The sequence below is a fragment of the Olivibacter sitiensis DSM 17696 genome, from assembly GCF_000427965.1.
GTDB classification, from domain to species: Bacteria; Bacteroidota; Bacteroidia; order Sphingobacteriales; family Sphingobacteriaceae; genus Olivibacter; species Olivibacter sitiensis.
This window is the reverse complement of record NZ_ATZA01000003.1, coordinates 69442-83912: the sequence shown is the minus strand read 5'-3', so window position 1 is coordinate 83912 and position 14471 is coordinate 69442. Positions and strand designations below refer to the sequence as shown.

The window sequence follows — 14471 nt, the reverse complement described above, 5'->3', positions numbered from 1 at the left end:
TTATGGGTCGTTTTTTTACTTTTCTTTTTTTTGCTTTTTCTTCTTTGGCCCTGGAGGCCCAATCCATCGTGGGTGCTTGGCACGGAAGTCTTAAGTTGCCGCAGGGCGAGCTTCCCTTGGTATTGCACATTGATGAGGACGGTGGAAGCCTCAAAGCTACCTTCGATAGTCCCAAGCAAAATGCCTTTGGTGTGCCCGTAGATAGTGTGTTTTTTGACGATCCCCGTTTTCGTTTCGTTGTCAGCACGGCGCAGATTCGTTATGAAGGCCAGCTGGTCAATGCAGATTCCATTGCGGGCACTTTTGCCCAAGGGCAGGGAAAATTTGCGATGGGACTCAAGAGGGAGCACAGCGAGGCCTCATCGCCGGCAGAGAGACAAGGAGCAACGACAAAAGCCGACAGCACCTACTTGCAAAAGCTGCAATCGCTAGAACCCTTGCTGGAGCAAGTACTCCGAAATCATTTGGCTGCGGGCTATGCCGTTGCGGTGGTCAACAAGGATAGTATCATCTATAGCAGGGGCTTTGGCTACCGCGATTGGGAAAACAAGAAGCCCATGACCGCCAACACGCTCATGCCCATAGGGTCCACTACCAAGGCTTTTACGGCTGCGCTGATCGGCAAACTGGCAGAAGATCGCAAGCTATCGCTTGACGAGCCGGTGAGGCGCTACTTTCCCAAGCTGGAGTTTGCAGATGAATACCTTTCTGCAAACGTCACCTTACGCGATATGATGACACACCGCACGGGCTTGCCTCGATACGATTATTCCTGGTATTTTTTTCCTACCGATTCGAGAGATAGCCTCTTGCAGCGGGTACGCCATATGAAAGCAACGGCAGGATTCAGGGAAACTTGGCAGTACAATAATTTCATGTACCTGGCACAGGGGATGGTGGCCGAGCATTTGACGGGAAAAACATGGGAACAGCTCATTATGGAGCGGTTCTTTGCCCCTTTGCGCATGATTCGTTCCAATACCAGCATTGCGGCATTGCAGAAACATAGCGATATTGCCCTTGGGTATTCGCTAAAGGACGATTCAATTATCAATAAATTGGAATACTATCCCATTAAGGCCATGGGGCCGGCGGGGAGTATCAATAGCAGTGTGAACGAATTGTCCGCTTGGGTAATGACCTGGCTGGACAAGGGAAAGTTTGAGGGGAAAGAGGTGATTCCGGCTGCCTATGTCAATGACGCCATCAGTTCACAAATGGTCATGGGAACGGGAATTCCCGGTGCGGTGCATCCGGACCTCCATTTTTCTACTTATGGCCTGGGGTGGATGTTGAGTTCCTATCACGGCCACTATAGGGTAGAGCATGGGGGCAATATAGACGGATTCAGTGCCAATGTGTGCCTGTTTCCCACGGATGGTCTGGCTATCATCGTGTTGAGCAATCAAAATGCTTCTGGTGTACCTGCGGCCGTGCGGAACCTCATTGCCGATAGGCTCTTTGGACAGTCTTATTACGCCTGGAGCAAGCCCGGGAAAGCAGGTGGAGATACAGGAGAGGAAAGTGACAAGCAGGATCTGGGCAGGGTAGCGGGCACCAAGCCAGGTCATCCCTTGAAAGACTATGTAGGGGAGGCGCACAATCCTGCCTATGGCAGCTTTAAAGTTAAAATACGCCAAGATTCGCTTTTTGCTTACCTGCCGCGAGATTCCTTTTACCTCAAGCACTATCACTACGATGTGTTTGAAGCTAAGAGTATAGATCCCAAAACCGGGGTAGACACGACGGCCGGCGGTCTGAAATTTAATTTTTTGACGGATGAGATAGGAAAAATAGACAGGATACAGGCACGTTTGGATCCCGGTGCAAAAGAACCCGTAACATTTACCTTTAGGCCATCTGCGGTATCTCTTTCGGCCGAAGAATTGCAGGCATATGTAGGTACCTATGAGATTTCTTCCATGTTTGTCAAGGTATTCCTGAAAAAAAGTGTATTGGTCGTTTCCGTGCCTGGTCAGCCCGATTATGAAACGCAGCCGCTTGGTGACCACGCATTCAAACCACTTGCATTGGATGGTTATTTGTTCCGGTTTGAGGCAGACAAAGAGGGCAAGATTTCGGCTTTGCACTTTATCCAGCCCAATGGCACGTTTAAGGCGGTAAAAGAAGGCAGGTAGTTAGGGTTTGCTGCAAAGCGCTAATTTTCAGGTGACTCTGGTTCATGACTGAAAAAGGTGACCCTATTAATCAGAGTCACCTAGGTGTTGTGCAGGCGCCATTGCGAGCCGGAAGGGTGGGGTTGTGCCAGGAGTGAAGCAATCCCGTTTGCAATGACGGCCCGTCTGTGTGAGACTGCTTCGTTCCTCGCAGTGACGTTTCGTACAGGTGTCATTGCGAACCGGAAGGGTGGGGTTGTGCCAGGAGTGAAGCAATCCCGTTTGTAATGACGGCCCGTCTGTGTGAGACTGCTTCGTTCCTCGCAGTGACGTTTCGTACAGGTGTCATTGCGAACCGGAAGGGTGGGGTTGTGCCAGGAGTGAAGCAATCCCGTTTGCAATGACGGCCCGTCTTGTGAGACTGCTTCTACTAAAAATCCTAAAGACTAAACGTTAGGCGTAGGCGCATTTTCTGCTATTAGCTTTTCGCTTTTTAACTCTGCCCAGAAACCAGTCGGGATTTTCGCCTTGAAAGACGCGGCATTTTCCTGTGCCTGCTGCGCGGTATGTGCTCCCGGTATAACGCCAGAAACTACGTCGGGAGCGGCCGCAAACTGTAAGGCTGCCGTTCTCAAATCTACTTGGTGGTTGGCGGCCACTCGTTTCAGCGCTGCCAATTTTTCCTTGACGCCATCTGGAAACTTACCATCGTATAAATAACGGTCTTTTCCTGCCAAAAAGCCCGCACACAGGGGAGCGCCCACCACGATGGAAATATCTCTTTCTGCTGCTTTGGGAAATACCTTGTTCAGGTCGTCCTCGTGCTTGATGAGCGAGTACTGACAGGCAGAAAGGAAAATGTCCGGGTCGGCAACTTCGATGGCCTTCAATATGGGCTCGATGGTGTTAACCCCAAATCCCCAAGCCTTGATGAGTCCTTCTTCGCGCATTTTGGTCAGCTCGGGCATGGCTCCTGTGGCGGCTTCATCAAAATACTTCACCCAATTTTCCTTCATGTCGCCATTGTCCGGAGATAGGTCGTGAATAAAAACGATATCCAGCGATGACAGGCCGAGGCGTTGGAGGCTGTCCTCCACGCTGCGACGTACGCCTGCGGCAGTATAATCGTATTTGTATTCAAAATTGAGCTTGCTCTTCCACAGGCCACGTTCCAGTTTGAAATTTTCATGCGGGGGCAAGAGGCGGCCTACTTTGGTAGAAAGAACGAATTCTTCCCTGGGTTTGTCCTTTAAGTACATCCCCATGCGGCGCTCACTGATACCCAGGCCATACCAAGGTGAGGTATCGAAATAGCGTATACCTGCATCCCAGGCGGCCTCTACCGATTGGATGCATTCTATATCTGGATTCTGCTGAAATCCGTTGCCCAGGGCCACGCCGCCGAAGCCAGCTTTGTACTTGGGGCGAAATCTTCTGTGCTGTCCTGAATTTTCAAATGGTGATGTCATATTACTTGATTTTACAAATGTGGAAGCATATGCTGGGATGGAAGTACTGGCTACCAGTCCAGCCGTGGCCACTGAGCTTTGCTTAATAAATTTTCTTCTGTCCATAGTAAATTAGTCAGTTGGTTTGAAACTAAATATGTAATACGGTGCTTGCCTTAGATCTTCGCCTTTACGCATGAATGACATGTTGGAGATCTGTGCTACCACGATGTAAAAGGTGCCATCGGGTGTAATGGAATAGGCATCTGGCCATACCAATCTGTCGTCCTGTAGTATCCATTTTGTTTTTTTGTCGGCGCCTTCGCAACGAATACTCTTGGTTTCTACCTCGGATAGGTACAAATTCCCATTGGCATCCATGATAATGCCCCCCACCGGATTCACTTTGCGGTCTACTGTGACGCGCTTTTCCAAATCTGCGTCGGTAAGCTTTTCGTTCAGCAAGTCGGCAACCGCAATTTTGTAGAGATTAGGGCCAAAAGGGCTCATGAAATACAAGGTCTTTGCATCGGGCGAAAGTTCTATCTGATCGGCATGGATGGCCGGTGTCTTTCCGTCTTCTCCCTGCAGCCTGAAACCATCTACTACTGGCTGCGCCTTCGGGTCGGCCTTGGTAAGTACCGACATGGCCAAGAGCCTTCTAATCGTTTTCGTTTTTCTGTTCAATACCAAAATTGCTCCAGTTCCGGATTCTGTGACAAAGACATGGTCTCCTGAAATACGAATGTCATTCAAGTGGCTTCCTGTCGGTGCAAAGGTTTCATCGAATAAAAAGACATTGACCACTTCATCGGTTGCTAGGTCTATTTCGACCAATTTGGGCGCCCCTAGCACATTGCTATCCCCAAAGGGATCGCCAGAGTCCGTCACCCAAAGATGGTTGTCTGCTCTGTTCAGATACAAGGAATTGACGGAAACAAAGGCTGTTTTCGGGTCTTTACCAGATTGCCATTCGTTCCATGTACCACCCGGAAACGGTATTTCTTTGCCCTCTTTAATTTCTACTACCGAAGGATTGTCTCCTTTTTCCCAGCGGGGGAAATCTGCAAAGATGCGTTTGTCGTTAGATACGGCCAATCCATTCCAGTTGCGTTCTGTTGTAGTGGCAACCACCGTCAGTTCTGGGGCCTTTGTCTGTGCCATGCTATTGATAGCCAATAAGCTACCAATGAGTATTAAACGGACTATTTTTATCATTGCTTTTATTTCTAATTATTCACTTTTAATTCTAACTACCAGAAAAGGCGGTTTTCTCAAATCTTTTCCGCCATTGAATCCCGGAAGGCGGTTCCACTGGCCAAGGGTGACGTACACGTAGCCATTGCGATAGGCTAGGCCATCGGGCCACACGAAATTGTCCTTATCATGGGCAAGCAGGTGGTATTGTCCGTCGGTGGTGCGCTTGATGATGGATTGCTGCTCGAAGGCCCCGAAATAGATATTGCCCTGTTCGTCTTCTGCCAGCCCGTCACAGGCGGGGCGCTCGCCCAGGTCTTTTACGGCCTTGATGACTTGCTGGTTGCTGGCTTCGGCATCGCACAGTACATCCGTGGCTATGCTGTATAGTTTCCTGCCGGTAATGCTGGTCCAATATAAGGTCTTACTATCGGGACTTATTGAAATGCCATCGGCACCCCCGATGGGGAATGTTGGGTTTTTGAAGTTGTACACATGTGCCTGACCTTCCAGAAAGCCCATAAAGTCGATGTCGGGCGAGGTGCTGTAATGGTTGAGCAGGACCTGCCTTACCTTGCCGCTGGCCACGTCGATGACGACCAGTGAAAAGTATTCGCCAAAGCCGGAGTTGGCGATATAAACGGTTCCCTGTTCTCCGTGGGTCAAGTCTACCCGTAAGTCGTTGTAGTGTGCGTCGTCTGACAATATTGGTTTACCGATTACCAAGGAGTGTACTATTTTGCCGGTTTTGATGTCTATGGCGACCACCTTGGCAGCGCCCTCGGGAATTTCCTTGATGCCGGAACGCTTTCCGTCGTCCAATACCCACAACACATCCCGAGTATCCATGTACATGCCATGCGGCGATACCAACCAATCTGCGTATGGTTTTGTGGAGGGGTACACATAGTCTTTGTTGGGAAAGGGGATGGGCTTGCCGTCTACCAATTCTGCCAATGCAAAGGCCGTATGATTATCAGCATGGCGCGGAAAGCCCAGGAACACGCGGTTGTCCGAGCTGACGGCTATGCCAGACATGTCTGGGTCTGGCGGAGCGATGCGGGCTATTACCTCATAGTCATTTTGTGCCATGGCGGTATGGATGTTTATGGTTAACAGTGAAAATATTGCCAGTTTGAAAAAGTATTTCATGATTTTTACTATTTAAATTCAATAAGCTCAAAACGTTTGTCCAAGTGCCTCTAAAGAAAAACAACAATCTAGTACTAGTGTATGTCCAAAACTTTTTTTAATGCGGCGTGCATCACCGTTGGGTCCACATCCACACCTGTCCAGTACTTAATGCCAATTACTCCTTGGTTTACTAACATCTGCAAACCGTTTACGGTTTTGCAACCTTTGGCCGCTGCGGTTTTCAGAAAATGCGTGTCCGGTGGATTGTGAATGCCGTCGGCTACTACCATATCTGGTGTAATGCTATCGAAATCGATGTTCAATTGCTCCTGCACGTTGGGGAACAAACCTACGCTGGTGGCATTGATGACGATGTCTGAGGAAAGGTCGATGGCGTAACGGTCCGTCCAGGGATGGTAGCTCGCCCTGGCGTTGGTATGTTCGTTCAGTAGGGCAACGACCGCTTCTGCGCGTTCTTTACTGCGGTTGACCAAGGTAATGCTTGCCGCTCCCGCCAATGCCAGCTCTACGGCAACGGCCCTGGCAGCGCCACCGGCGCCAAACAGGGTGATGTGTTTTTCATTAGGGTCGATCGCTTCGCGTAATGCCTGTACAAAGCCCTTGCCATCCGTATTTTCGCCTATCCATTGTCCGTCTCTTTTTACAATGGTATTGACTGCACCAATCAAGCTGGCCGATTTACCAAGACCATCCAGATATGGTATTACCGCCACCTTGTGCGGTATGGAACAGTTAAACCCGGTCCATCCCATTGCTTGAGCACCGTCTACGGCTGCTTTTAAATTTTCGGGGCTTACCTCGCAATTGATATAGCGGAAGTGCAAACCATGATGCCGATAGGCCGCCTCTACCATGGCGACAGTAGGGTTTTCAGCAGCTGGCTGCGCAAAAGAGCCGGTTAATTGCGGCAAAAAATCAGGGGCATTTTTCATTGTTGGAACGGTAAAATATAGCTGTTTTTCAATTTTTGAGATTGCGTAATTATGTTTTTTTGCTCGAAGTTAGTAGTCAAGCTGCCGACTGTCTGCGATCTTTCCGACATATTCGGCTGTTCCGTTTGCCGCCCTGATGAGTTCTTCCGCAATGGCTTTTGCCCGATCGTTGTCTGCCGCATAGGGGATCTTCACGGGGTTGCTGGCCGTGGCCCTTGCTACCGTGGCTATGGGCAATGAGCTGAAAGCCCTTATCAACGCTACTTCCGGGTAATAATGCTGTTGTGCATAGTAAGCTACGCCCACCCGTTTGGCCTCTTCTGCAATTGCGCCATCCCTTCCGGGATAAGCATTGTCGCAAAGAAGCACTATCTTGCCTTTCACAAAAGGCTGTATCTGCTTGCTTACCGTGGCTTCTGCCATAAATGGGACGGCCAGCACGATAATCTCGCCCCGTTTTGCCGCCTCTTCCACAGAAACGGCCTCGGCACCGTTGCCGGCAGATTTCACCAAATCGGTTAATTCTTCCGGGTGGCGGCTGCTGAACAGTACTTTGTATCCGGCTTTCGCCCATTTTTCTCCCAGTGTGCCACCGACATTACCTGAACCGATAATGCCGATGACCGTGTTCTGCTGTAGCATAACTGTAGCTGTTTTTGTGTCCTCTTGCCTTGCTTGCCCACAGGAGGTGAGCGAAACCAAGACCATTGTTATATTGAGTAACAATACATATATGTACTTCATAATGAATTACATTTCCTTTTACGGATGAATACAATTATTTGTCGAAATCATAGAAATTCAATCCTACTGCCTCGTTTTTCACTTTCACTACGTGGTTGTCCAATGGGTAGATAAAGAACTCACCGGCTCCCCGTATTTTGGCGTCCAACAAATGCCCGGCCAGGGCGGTATAATCGCTTTTGCCTAGGGTAATGTGCAGGTGCAACATGGGCTTGCCCTCCACCTCCGAAATGTTGCCAGAGAGGTTGCTCACCTCCATTTGTTCCTGAAATGTTTTGTCTACATATTTTTTTGTTTCGGGGTTGAAGAAACGAAGCGTGGCTTCGTTTACGGCGCCAATGCCGGTTATCTGGCCGGCCTGTATCTTTTGGGTCACGACAAAATCGGTCAGGGCATCCAGTATGCTGGATTTATCCTGAACGCTTACTATATAGGTGCTGTCTACCTTTTTTGCAGACCAATTGCTGCCCTTTAAAACTTGTGCTTTCATGGTATTGTTTATTGAGATGCCTATCAACGCGAGCAAAATAAATTTTTTCATCTTTTTGTTTTTTGCTTATTGTACGGTTTGTCACTTGATAATTTTGTTTGCCAATTTCCTGCCTTGTTCCATAGCCACACCAAAAACCAGGTGGGAACCAAATTCCCAGACCCACCAGGACTTGGGCATGGCTTTTACCTTGCCCTGTAGGCCAAGTGCCGGTACCACCGATCCGTGCGTGGCTGCCCAGACGGCTGCGCCCGCCGTAAGGCCTTCCTCGATTTTTAGTTGTTTATGGCGATTGACCAAGCTTACGTAGGTGATGGCAATCACGGTTCCCAAGGTGTAATGAATAAACTTCATGGCTTTGAGGGTGTCTTTTTTCGACAGCTCTTTGCCCGTAGAAGCATGGTATACTTTTTTTGCCAGTACCGATGGCGGCATGTTTTCCGGTTGCCTGTTCACGTCTGCTCCTTTCAGCTTCAGCTGGTTGGGTTTGGGAGGGAAATACCTTTCGCCCAAATCCTGTAGGGGAGGCTCTGCCAAAGACTTGATCCACGATGCTATCAGTCCTACGGCTATTCCCTTTACGATATCTTTCGTGCGCGTATTCATTGCTATAGCTTTTAAGTGAACGAATTTATTCCTCTTTGCCAGGTTGTGGTTTCCACCTGCGCAAAACGGTTGTTTTTTCTATTTCCAACTCGGATGGATAGGTGATCAATTCCACAAAGGTGCCCCAAGGCGTCACTGCGTACATAAATTGGTTGCCTTCGCCGCCCTCACGGCCCAACATGTCATTGGGGCCTTTTAAGAGCCTACCTCCGGCTTTCAGGAATTTCTCCTTGGTTTTTTCGATATCATCCGTGTACACCGCAAAGTGCTGCAAGCCGATGTCGGACGGAATGATGTTCTGCTGGCGCTGGCCGGGGACTTTCATTTCAAATAGTTCTATGCAGGCGCCGTCGCCAATGCGCATCATGCGCATGTGTACCACGGCCGTCCCTTTCGCAATGCCCAGTTTGGCTTCCGCATCTGGGCCTTGTGTAGGCTCGTCCGCGGGGACGATATTGTCGTAAATGGCCGTTGCGCCAAATGCTTTTTCCAAAAATTCAGCTGCTTCGGCTATGTCGGGCACGGTAATGCCGATATGGTCAATAGCCCTTACTTCTGTTTTCTGATAGTTCATATCTATTGATTTTTTGCTTTTTCCGTAATAGGGATTTTCAATACTTCATAAGGCCCGTGCCTTAAATCCTTGCCATCGTTGAGGCCCGGTGCCCGATGCCATTGGCCGATGGTGACGTACAAGTTGCCTTTCCAATAAATCATGCCGTCGGGCCAGATCAGGCGGGGATCGTAAGCAGCTAAGGACACATTGCCGGCGGTATCTTTCTTCAGGATACTGTACCGCGAGGCATCGCCAAAATAGAGCGTACCTTCTTCGTCGATGGTAATACCACCGTTAGAAACAATCTGTCCTTCCCATTTGATTGCTTTTTTTATGTCACTTTCCGACAAATGGGCATCACTGATGATTTCGGTGGGGATGCTGTAGAAATTTGGATTGGTGGGTATCGTCCAGTATAAGGTTTTGAAATCCGGGCTCAATTCGATACCGTTAACGCCTCCCTGTGGCATGGTAGGCTTCTCATAGCTTAGCGTATGCGGAAAGCCTTCCACATAGGTCATAAATCCTTTTACCGGCGATACTTCCGGTGCGTCTCTAAACAGTTCCCTCAATTTGCCCGTTGCAACGTCGGCCACGATAATGGACTGGTCCGGTTTGGCAAATCCATTGTTGGAAATATAGATAGTACCTTCCTTGCCGTGGGTGGGATCGAAGCGCAAATCGTTGAGCTGTATGGTCTCGCGGAAAAACGGCCGTGGAATGGGGATGTTCTTGATCACCTCTTTGGTATTGATATCTACCGCCACTATTTTGGTGCTTCCATCTGGAATGCCATCGATGCCTGCTCGTTTGCCTTGGTCCAAAATCCAAAGGGTGTTTTTGTATAGGGTAATGCCCAATACCGATACCAAATGATGGGGCAGGTCGGTATCGACGTTTTGGTTTATCGCTTTATTGGGAAAGGCTACCGCCTTGCCATCGATAATTTCCACTACCGAAGGATGCTTGTGGTTTACGCCACCACGAGGCAAGCACATAAAGAGGCGACCGTTTTCACTAAGTGTAATTCCTGCGGGTTCCACATCCGCAAAACTATGTGCCAGAGTGATGCCGGGTGGATAGGTATGGGGCATTTGCGCTTGTGTTTGCATGATACTACCTATTAGTGAAAGAAGGAGGATAGAGGTATATTTTACAAGTTTTGTTTTCATGTTTTCCAAATTTTGATTAAGCCACCACCCTTGCCCAAAAAAGGATCAGTGGCAGGGAATTTTACTGCGGCAATATTATGGTCCGTTTTAGGGCGTTCACCTTTTTCGCCCTTCTTCAAATCTGGCGATAGGCCATTTGGATAAGCCCCCAATACGGTAAAGTCATTGCTATGCGAGATACATTTGTGTCCCACCCCGGCGGGTATGACCAGGATGTCTCCCGCTTGTACTTGCATTTTCTCTCCTTGTTCGCCACCCATGTGCAAGAGGGCAGTGCCACTGAATACGCCTAGCACCTCGTGGGTATTGCTGTGGTAATGGTGAAAAGGGTAGACTCCCCAGCGCCAGGTGTTTGTCCAATGGTTGACCGCAAATTTTTCTTCAAGCCAATCGCCGCCTTTGCTTCCTCGCTGCGTGAAGGCATTTTGGTACACCAGTAAAGGATACTTGCTGTTGGGGATAAGGCCGTCATCCTTAAAATAAAAAGTTTTGGGCGTTATCGTTAAATGCATCGCATATAGATTATGTTTAAGCAGAAATGCGGCAACTATGAAGCTGCCTGCCTGTATGAATTTCCTTCTTTCCATCGCATCGTTTTATGGTTATATTTTATTCAACATGAACACCTCCATTGGCCGCTGTAGCAGGTTTTCCGCTTTTTGTTTGAATGCTATCAAATGGCTATTGGCCAGGTGTTCTTCCAGATGCTGGCGGCTTTCCCATGTTTCGTAAAAGAAGAATACATGGTTTTCCGTAGTTCCCTGGTGCAGGTCATATTGTAGGCAGCCTTCTTCTGCCAAAGTAGGTGGCACGAGCGCCTGCAGTACTTCTTTTGTCTCTTTTATCAGCGCTTTTTTAGCGGTTATCTTTGCAATGACGGTAAGCATATGATTTGTTTTAAAAATTATTTAATAGTTGCTTGTTGCAATTTTCTTTTACGGAACCCGCCTATAGCAAGCAAAGCGCCCGACACAGCCAATAGGAGCAGCTGTATGCATACCGCTTGCCAGCCGCCTGCTTTCCAACATAAAAGGCCTGTAAATGTGCCCAATGCACCTCCCAGAAAATAGGAGGTCATATAAACGGTATTGATTCGGCTATGTGCATGTTCGTCAAGTGTATAGATTACAGCGACATTGGTCACCTGCACGGCCTGTACGCCTATGTCGAGCAGTAGGACTGCCAGTAGTATAGCCCATAAACTATTTGGAAATATCAGCGTAAACACTATTCCTGCTATCACGATAATAATGCCCATCAACTGGGACAACCGAGGTACTCCCTTATCGGCAAGTTTCCCGAAGACGGGGGCCAACAGGACCGAGGCGATGGCAAGGATGCCGAATAAACCTATAGTATCGGTACTATAATAAAAGGGCGAGCCACTAAGATGAAGGGTAAGGTTGGTCCAAAACGAACAGAAAGCGCCAAACATCAATCCTCCCAATAAGGCCGTATGCCGTAAGAGCGGGAAGCGTGTCACTTGTTGTAAAGTAGATTTCACCAAGCCGCTGTAAGTTCCCTTGAATAGTACCGGCACGTCGGGCAAGGCCCTATACAGCAAGACGGATGAAACAAAAACCAATCCTGCGGCTAAGCCATATACATAGCGCCAACCCAACCAATCTGCGACAAATCCGCTAAAAACCCTTGCTGCCAATATCCCCGCCAGTATGCCGGTAAAGATATTACCTACGGTTCTGCCTTTGTTCTTGACCGATAAAAAAGCGGCCAATGGAAGAATAACCTGCGCTGCAACCGATAGAAACCCAATCAGTAGGCTCATGGCCAAAATGGTAGAAAGTCCCTTTGAAAACGTCATTCCAAGCAATGCAAATACCAAGATAAGCTGCAATAGCAATATCAGTTTTCTGCGGTTTACTTTATCTCCCAATGGGGTAATGAAAAGCAGTCCAATGCCATAGCCTACTTGTGCCAGTACGGCCGCGCTTCCCATTGCGCTATCGGAAACATGCAGACCGGAGGCTATATCATGCAATAACGGCTGGATATAGTAGATATTTGCAACGCAAATCCCCGCACTGACAGCCATTATGCCTGTTTGATAAGCCGTGAGTCCTTTTTCTCCTTCCATATTTACAAAGTTCCGAATCAATTCACTTTTTAGTTTGTATTATTTAAGTAAATCGATGTACATTTATGGTAAATGAATATAAGCTGCTATGAAGAAAACCCAGTTTGAACAATTGGTAATCCACGACTACGAAGAGAAAATCTTTCACCTGCCGGTACATAGCCATACCTATTACGAACTTGTCTACATTCGAAAAGGGAGTGGCGTGCACCTATTGAACAACAATCGATTAACGTATAAGACAGGAGATTTGTTCATTATCAGTCCAGAGGACCAGCATTACTTTGAAATCAGGAAAAGTACCCATTTCACTTTTATAAAATTTACGGACAGTTACTTTGCAGGTCATAAAATGCACCGGCCCGATGCGCTGATGCTTTCAACTCCAGAGGCCATTATGAGGAATAAACTCCTGAAAGAAGTGAAGTTGAAAATGGACGAGCCTTGTATCACTATCTTGCGCAATACCGTGGAAAACATCGTTGCTTATAATTGCCGTAAAGATGTGGCCTCTTCACCATTGGTCTATTACCAAATGCTCTCCATTTTTGGTCTCATAAAAGAGGCCGCCGCAAAACTGAATATCCGTATCGACAACGGACAGCCAGATAAAGAAGAACTGATATCCTATATACATCAGCATATTTATGATCCGTCGCTTATACAGATAAAAAGCATTGCTTCCCACTTTAATATCGCTTCTTCTTACTTTAGCGATTATTTCAAGCGTAAATTCGAGATTAGTTATCGCAACTATGTGAACGAATACCGCCTCAAGCTTATTGAAAAACGCGTGTTGGTCCCAGCGCTTACAATGAAACAGATTGCGTACGAATTTGGCTTTACGGACGAAAGTCATTTATCACATTTTTTCAGGAAAATGAAAGAGGTGAGTCCCGCCGAATTCAGAAAATTGAACAATTGAGAGTTGATAGCTTTTTATTAGGCTATCCGTTTTTCTATCTCAGTTCATAGCCATGGAGCTTCAACAATTGCATGTTCAGCATGTTCTGTTGCAATGTTACCAATAAGCGTCCGTTGCCACGATCAGTTCGCGCACGACGGGTATGTCGGCCTCGGCCCAGTCATAGTCCATCAGTTTTTCCTTGGGTACCCAGACGGTCTGTGCGTGTTCGGCAGCGAGCAGCTCACCATCCTCATATTGGCATACGAAAGGGTGGAGGCGTATCGAAAAGCCGGCATAATGATGTTCCACCACGGTCAACCGACGCAGTACGCTGACGCGGATGGCCAGCTCTTCGAAGATTTCGCGCAGTAGGCAGTCTTCGTACGACTCGCTTGGCTCTACCTTGCCTCCCGGAAATTCCCATTTGAGTGGCAGTTTCATCTGCTTAGAGCGCTGGCAGATCAATATCTTATCGTCCTTTTGGATGATGGCGCAGGTTACCTCATGTATCATACGATTAAAGGTAGCGATTTTTTTTGGTAGCAAGATTGTTAACAGCCTACAGATAAATACTGCCCCATTATTGTTTGCTGTTTTATCGTGATTAGGGGTCTTAATTAAAAAGCTTCCGCATTACCTTGATAAACAGATAAACAATAGGCACAATAGCAAGCACGGAACCTATTATGAACACAATCGTATTCATATAGTAAACCTTCATTGGTGTGGTGTACGCATAGCCCATTAAATAAGTGCCTAGGCATAGCGAAATAAAACCTATCAGTAGTTTCATCATTAGTCGCTGTGTTGGAGAAAGTTGATATTATTCAGGCTAAAGTTATATGATTTTAAGTGGATTATCCGTATTTTTATGCAGAAATCCTTTTTGTCATATTTGAAAACCCACATGAACCGCTTATCCCTTTTCACTCATCAAGTGAATCATCTAAAAATCGGCTTATTGCTGCTTTTTCTTTTAGGTACTTTCTCTAGTTTATATGCTAGGCAACAGGAAGGGAATATTTTATATGTAATAGACTCTATTCCGGTCA

16 protein-coding genes are annotated in these 14471 nt (G+C 47.5%); 2 read left to right on the top strand and 14 right to left on the bottom strand.

Annotation, left to right across the window (positions count from 1 at the left end; genetic code table 11):
- The first annotated feature begins 2 nt into the window (after positions 1-2).
- On the top strand, positions 3-2138 hold the full coding sequence (locus A37S_RS23315) for a serine hydrolase (RefSeq protein WP_051292664.1): 2136 nt from the start codon (positions 3-5) through the stop codon (positions 2136-2138).
- Between the two features lie 425 nt (positions 2139-2563).
- On the opposite strand, the gene A37S_RS0102640 is transcribed toward A37S_RS23315, so the two are convergent.
- The 12 genes from A37S_RS0102640 to A37S_RS23295 form a co-directional block, all read right to left on the bottom strand.
- Positions 2564-3691: an aldo/keto reductase gene (locus A37S_RS0102640; protein WP_028295657.1), complete on the bottom strand. Its 1128-nt coding sequence runs from the start codon at positions 3689-3691 to the stop codon at positions 2564-2566.
- 6 nt (positions 3692-3697) lie between these two features.
- Positions 3698-4783, bottom strand: a complete 1086-nt coding sequence (locus A37S_RS0102635) for an L-dopachrome tautomerase-related protein (RefSeq protein ID WP_084163723.1) — start codon at positions 4781-4783, stop codon at positions 3698-3700.
- Between the two features lie 15 nt (positions 4784-4798).
- Positions 4799-5914 carry an L-dopachrome tautomerase-related protein gene (locus tag A37S_RS23310; RefSeq protein WP_051292663.1) on the bottom strand — a complete coding sequence of 372 codons (1116 nt, stop codon included), beginning with the start codon at positions 5912-5914 and terminating at the stop codon, positions 4799-4801.
- Between the two features lie 74 nt (positions 5915-5988).
- Positions 5989-6849, bottom strand: coding sequence for a shikimate dehydrogenase (gene aroE / locus A37S_RS0102625; protein ID WP_028295655.1), 861 nt, complete (start codon positions 6847-6849; stop codon positions 5989-5991).
- 69 nt (positions 6850-6918) lie between these two features.
- A complete protein-coding gene (locus tag A37S_RS23305) occupies positions 6919-7593 on the bottom strand; it encodes an NADPH-dependent F420 reductase (protein WP_051292662.1) in 675 nt (224 codons plus the stop codon).
- A gap of 34 nt (positions 7594-7627) precedes the next feature.
- Positions 7628-8134, bottom strand: coding sequence for a PPC domain-containing DNA-binding protein (locus A37S_RS0102615; protein WP_211229704.1), 507 nt, complete (start codon positions 8132-8134; stop codon positions 7628-7630).
- A 30-nt stretch (positions 8135-8164) separates the two neighbouring features.
- Positions 8165-8689 (bottom strand): DUF1440 domain-containing protein, encoded by a 525-nt coding sequence (locus A37S_RS0102610; RefSeq protein WP_028295653.1) that lies wholly within the window; start codon positions 8687-8689, stop codon positions 8165-8167.
- 25 nt (positions 8690-8714) lie between these two features.
- Positions 8715-9263: a VOC family protein gene (locus A37S_RS23300; protein WP_036601013.1), complete on the bottom strand. Its 549-nt coding sequence runs from the start codon at positions 9261-9263 to the stop codon at positions 8715-8717.
- A gap of 2 nt (positions 9264-9265) precedes the next feature.
- A complete protein-coding gene (locus A37S_RS0102600) occupies positions 9266-10417 on the bottom strand; it encodes an L-dopachrome tautomerase-related protein (protein WP_036601010.1) in 1152 nt (383 codons plus the stop codon).
- Complete coding sequence (locus A37S_RS0102595; RefSeq protein ID WP_084163722.1) at positions 10414-11004, bottom strand: cupin domain-containing protein; 591 nt, start codon at positions 11002-11004, stop codon at positions 10414-10416. Before A37S_RS0102595 ends, A37S_RS0102600 begins: the two co-directional genes overlap by 4 nt.
- A gap of 15 nt (positions 11005-11019) precedes the next feature.
- Positions 11020-11304: a putative quinol monooxygenase gene (locus tag A37S_RS0102590; RefSeq protein ID WP_028295650.1), complete on the bottom strand. Its 285-nt coding sequence runs from the start codon at positions 11302-11304 to the stop codon at positions 11020-11022.
- Between the two features lie 17 nt (positions 11305-11321).
- The gene (locus A37S_RS23295) at positions 11322-12512 is read right to left on the bottom strand and encodes an MFS transporter (RefSeq protein ID WP_036601008.1); all 1191 of its coding nucleotides are present in this window, start codon (positions 12510-12512) and stop codon (positions 11322-11324) included.
- A gap of 88 nt (positions 12513-12600) precedes the next feature.
- On the opposite strand from A37S_RS23295, the gene A37S_RS0102580 reads away from it, so the two are divergent.
- Positions 12601-13437 (top strand): helix-turn-helix domain-containing protein, encoded by an 837-nt coding sequence (locus A37S_RS0102580; protein WP_028295649.1) that lies wholly within the window; start codon positions 12601-12603, stop codon positions 13435-13437.
- A gap of 96 nt (positions 13438-13533) precedes the next feature.
- On the opposite strand, the gene A37S_RS0102575 is transcribed toward A37S_RS0102580, so the two are convergent.
- Positions 13534-13932 (bottom strand): (deoxy)nucleoside triphosphate pyrophosphohydrolase, encoded by a 399-nt coding sequence (locus A37S_RS0102575; protein WP_028295648.1) that lies wholly within the window; start codon positions 13930-13932, stop codon positions 13534-13536.
- A 100-nt stretch (positions 13933-14032) separates the two neighbouring features.
- On the bottom strand, positions 14033-14215 hold the full coding sequence (locus A37S_RS0102570; protein ID WP_028295647.1) for a hypothetical protein: 183 nt from the start codon (positions 14213-14215) through the stop codon (positions 14033-14035).
- Positions 14216-14471: the final 256 nt, after the last annotated feature.

Bases quoted from the DNA above. Each gene is read 5' to 3' on its own strand.
- A37S_RS23315 (WP_051292664.1), top strand. From the start codon at position 3: ATGGGTCGTTTTTTTACTTTTCTTTTTTTTGCTTTTTCTTCTTTGGCC.
- A37S_RS0102640 (WP_028295657.1), bottom strand. From the start codon at position 3,691: ATGGACAGAAGAAAATTTATTAAGCAAAGCTCAGTGGCCACGGCTGGA.
- A37S_RS0102635 (WP_084163723.1), bottom strand. From the start codon at position 4,783: ATGATAAAAATAGTCCGTTTAATACTCATTGGTAGCTTATTGGCTATC.
- A37S_RS23310 (WP_051292663.1), bottom strand. From the start codon at position 5,914: ATGAAATACTTTTTCAAACTGGCAATATTTTCACTGTTAACCATAAAC.
- aroE (WP_028295655.1), bottom strand. From the start codon at position 6,849: ATGAAAAATGCCCCTGATTTTTTGCCGCAATTAACCGGCTCTTTTGCG.
- A37S_RS23305 (WP_051292662.1), bottom strand. From the start codon at position 7,593: ATGAAGTACATATATGTATTGTTACTCAATATAACAATGGTCTTGGTT.
- A37S_RS0102615 (WP_211229704.1), bottom strand. From the start codon at position 8,134: ATGAAAAAATTTATTTTGCTCGCGTTGATAGGCATCTCAATAAACAAT.
- A37S_RS0102610 (WP_028295653.1), bottom strand. From the start codon at position 8,689: ATGAATACGCGCACGAAAGATATCGTAAAGGGAATAGCCGTAGGACTG.
- A37S_RS23300 (WP_036601013.1), bottom strand. From the start codon at position 9,263: ATGAACTATCAGAAAACAGAAGTAAGGGCTATTGACCATATCGGCATT.
- A37S_RS0102600 (WP_036601010.1), bottom strand. From the start codon at position 10,417: ATGAAAACAAAACTTGTAAAATATACCTCTATCCTCCTTCTTTCACTA.
- A37S_RS0102595 (WP_084163722.1), bottom strand. From the start codon at position 11,004: ATGGAAAGAAGGAAATTCATACAGGCAGGCAGCTTCATAGTTGCCGCA.
- A37S_RS0102590 (WP_028295650.1), bottom strand. From the start codon at position 11,304: ATGCTTACCGTCATTGCAAAGATAACCGCTAAAAAAGCGCTGATAAAA.
- A37S_RS23295 (WP_036601008.1), bottom strand. From the start codon at position 12,512: ATGGAAGGAGAAAAAGGACTCACGGCTTATCAAACAGGCATAATGGCT.
- A37S_RS0102580 (WP_028295649.1), top strand. From the start codon at position 12,601: ATGAAGAAAACCCAGTTTGAACAATTGGTAATCCACGACTACGAAGAG.
- A37S_RS0102575 (WP_028295648.1), bottom strand. From the start codon at position 13,932: ATGATACATGAGGTAACCTGCGCCATCATCCAAAAGGACGATAAGATA.
- A37S_RS0102570 (WP_028295647.1), bottom strand. From the start codon at position 14,215: ATGATGAAACTACTGATAGGTTTTATTTCGCTATGCCTAGGCACTTAT.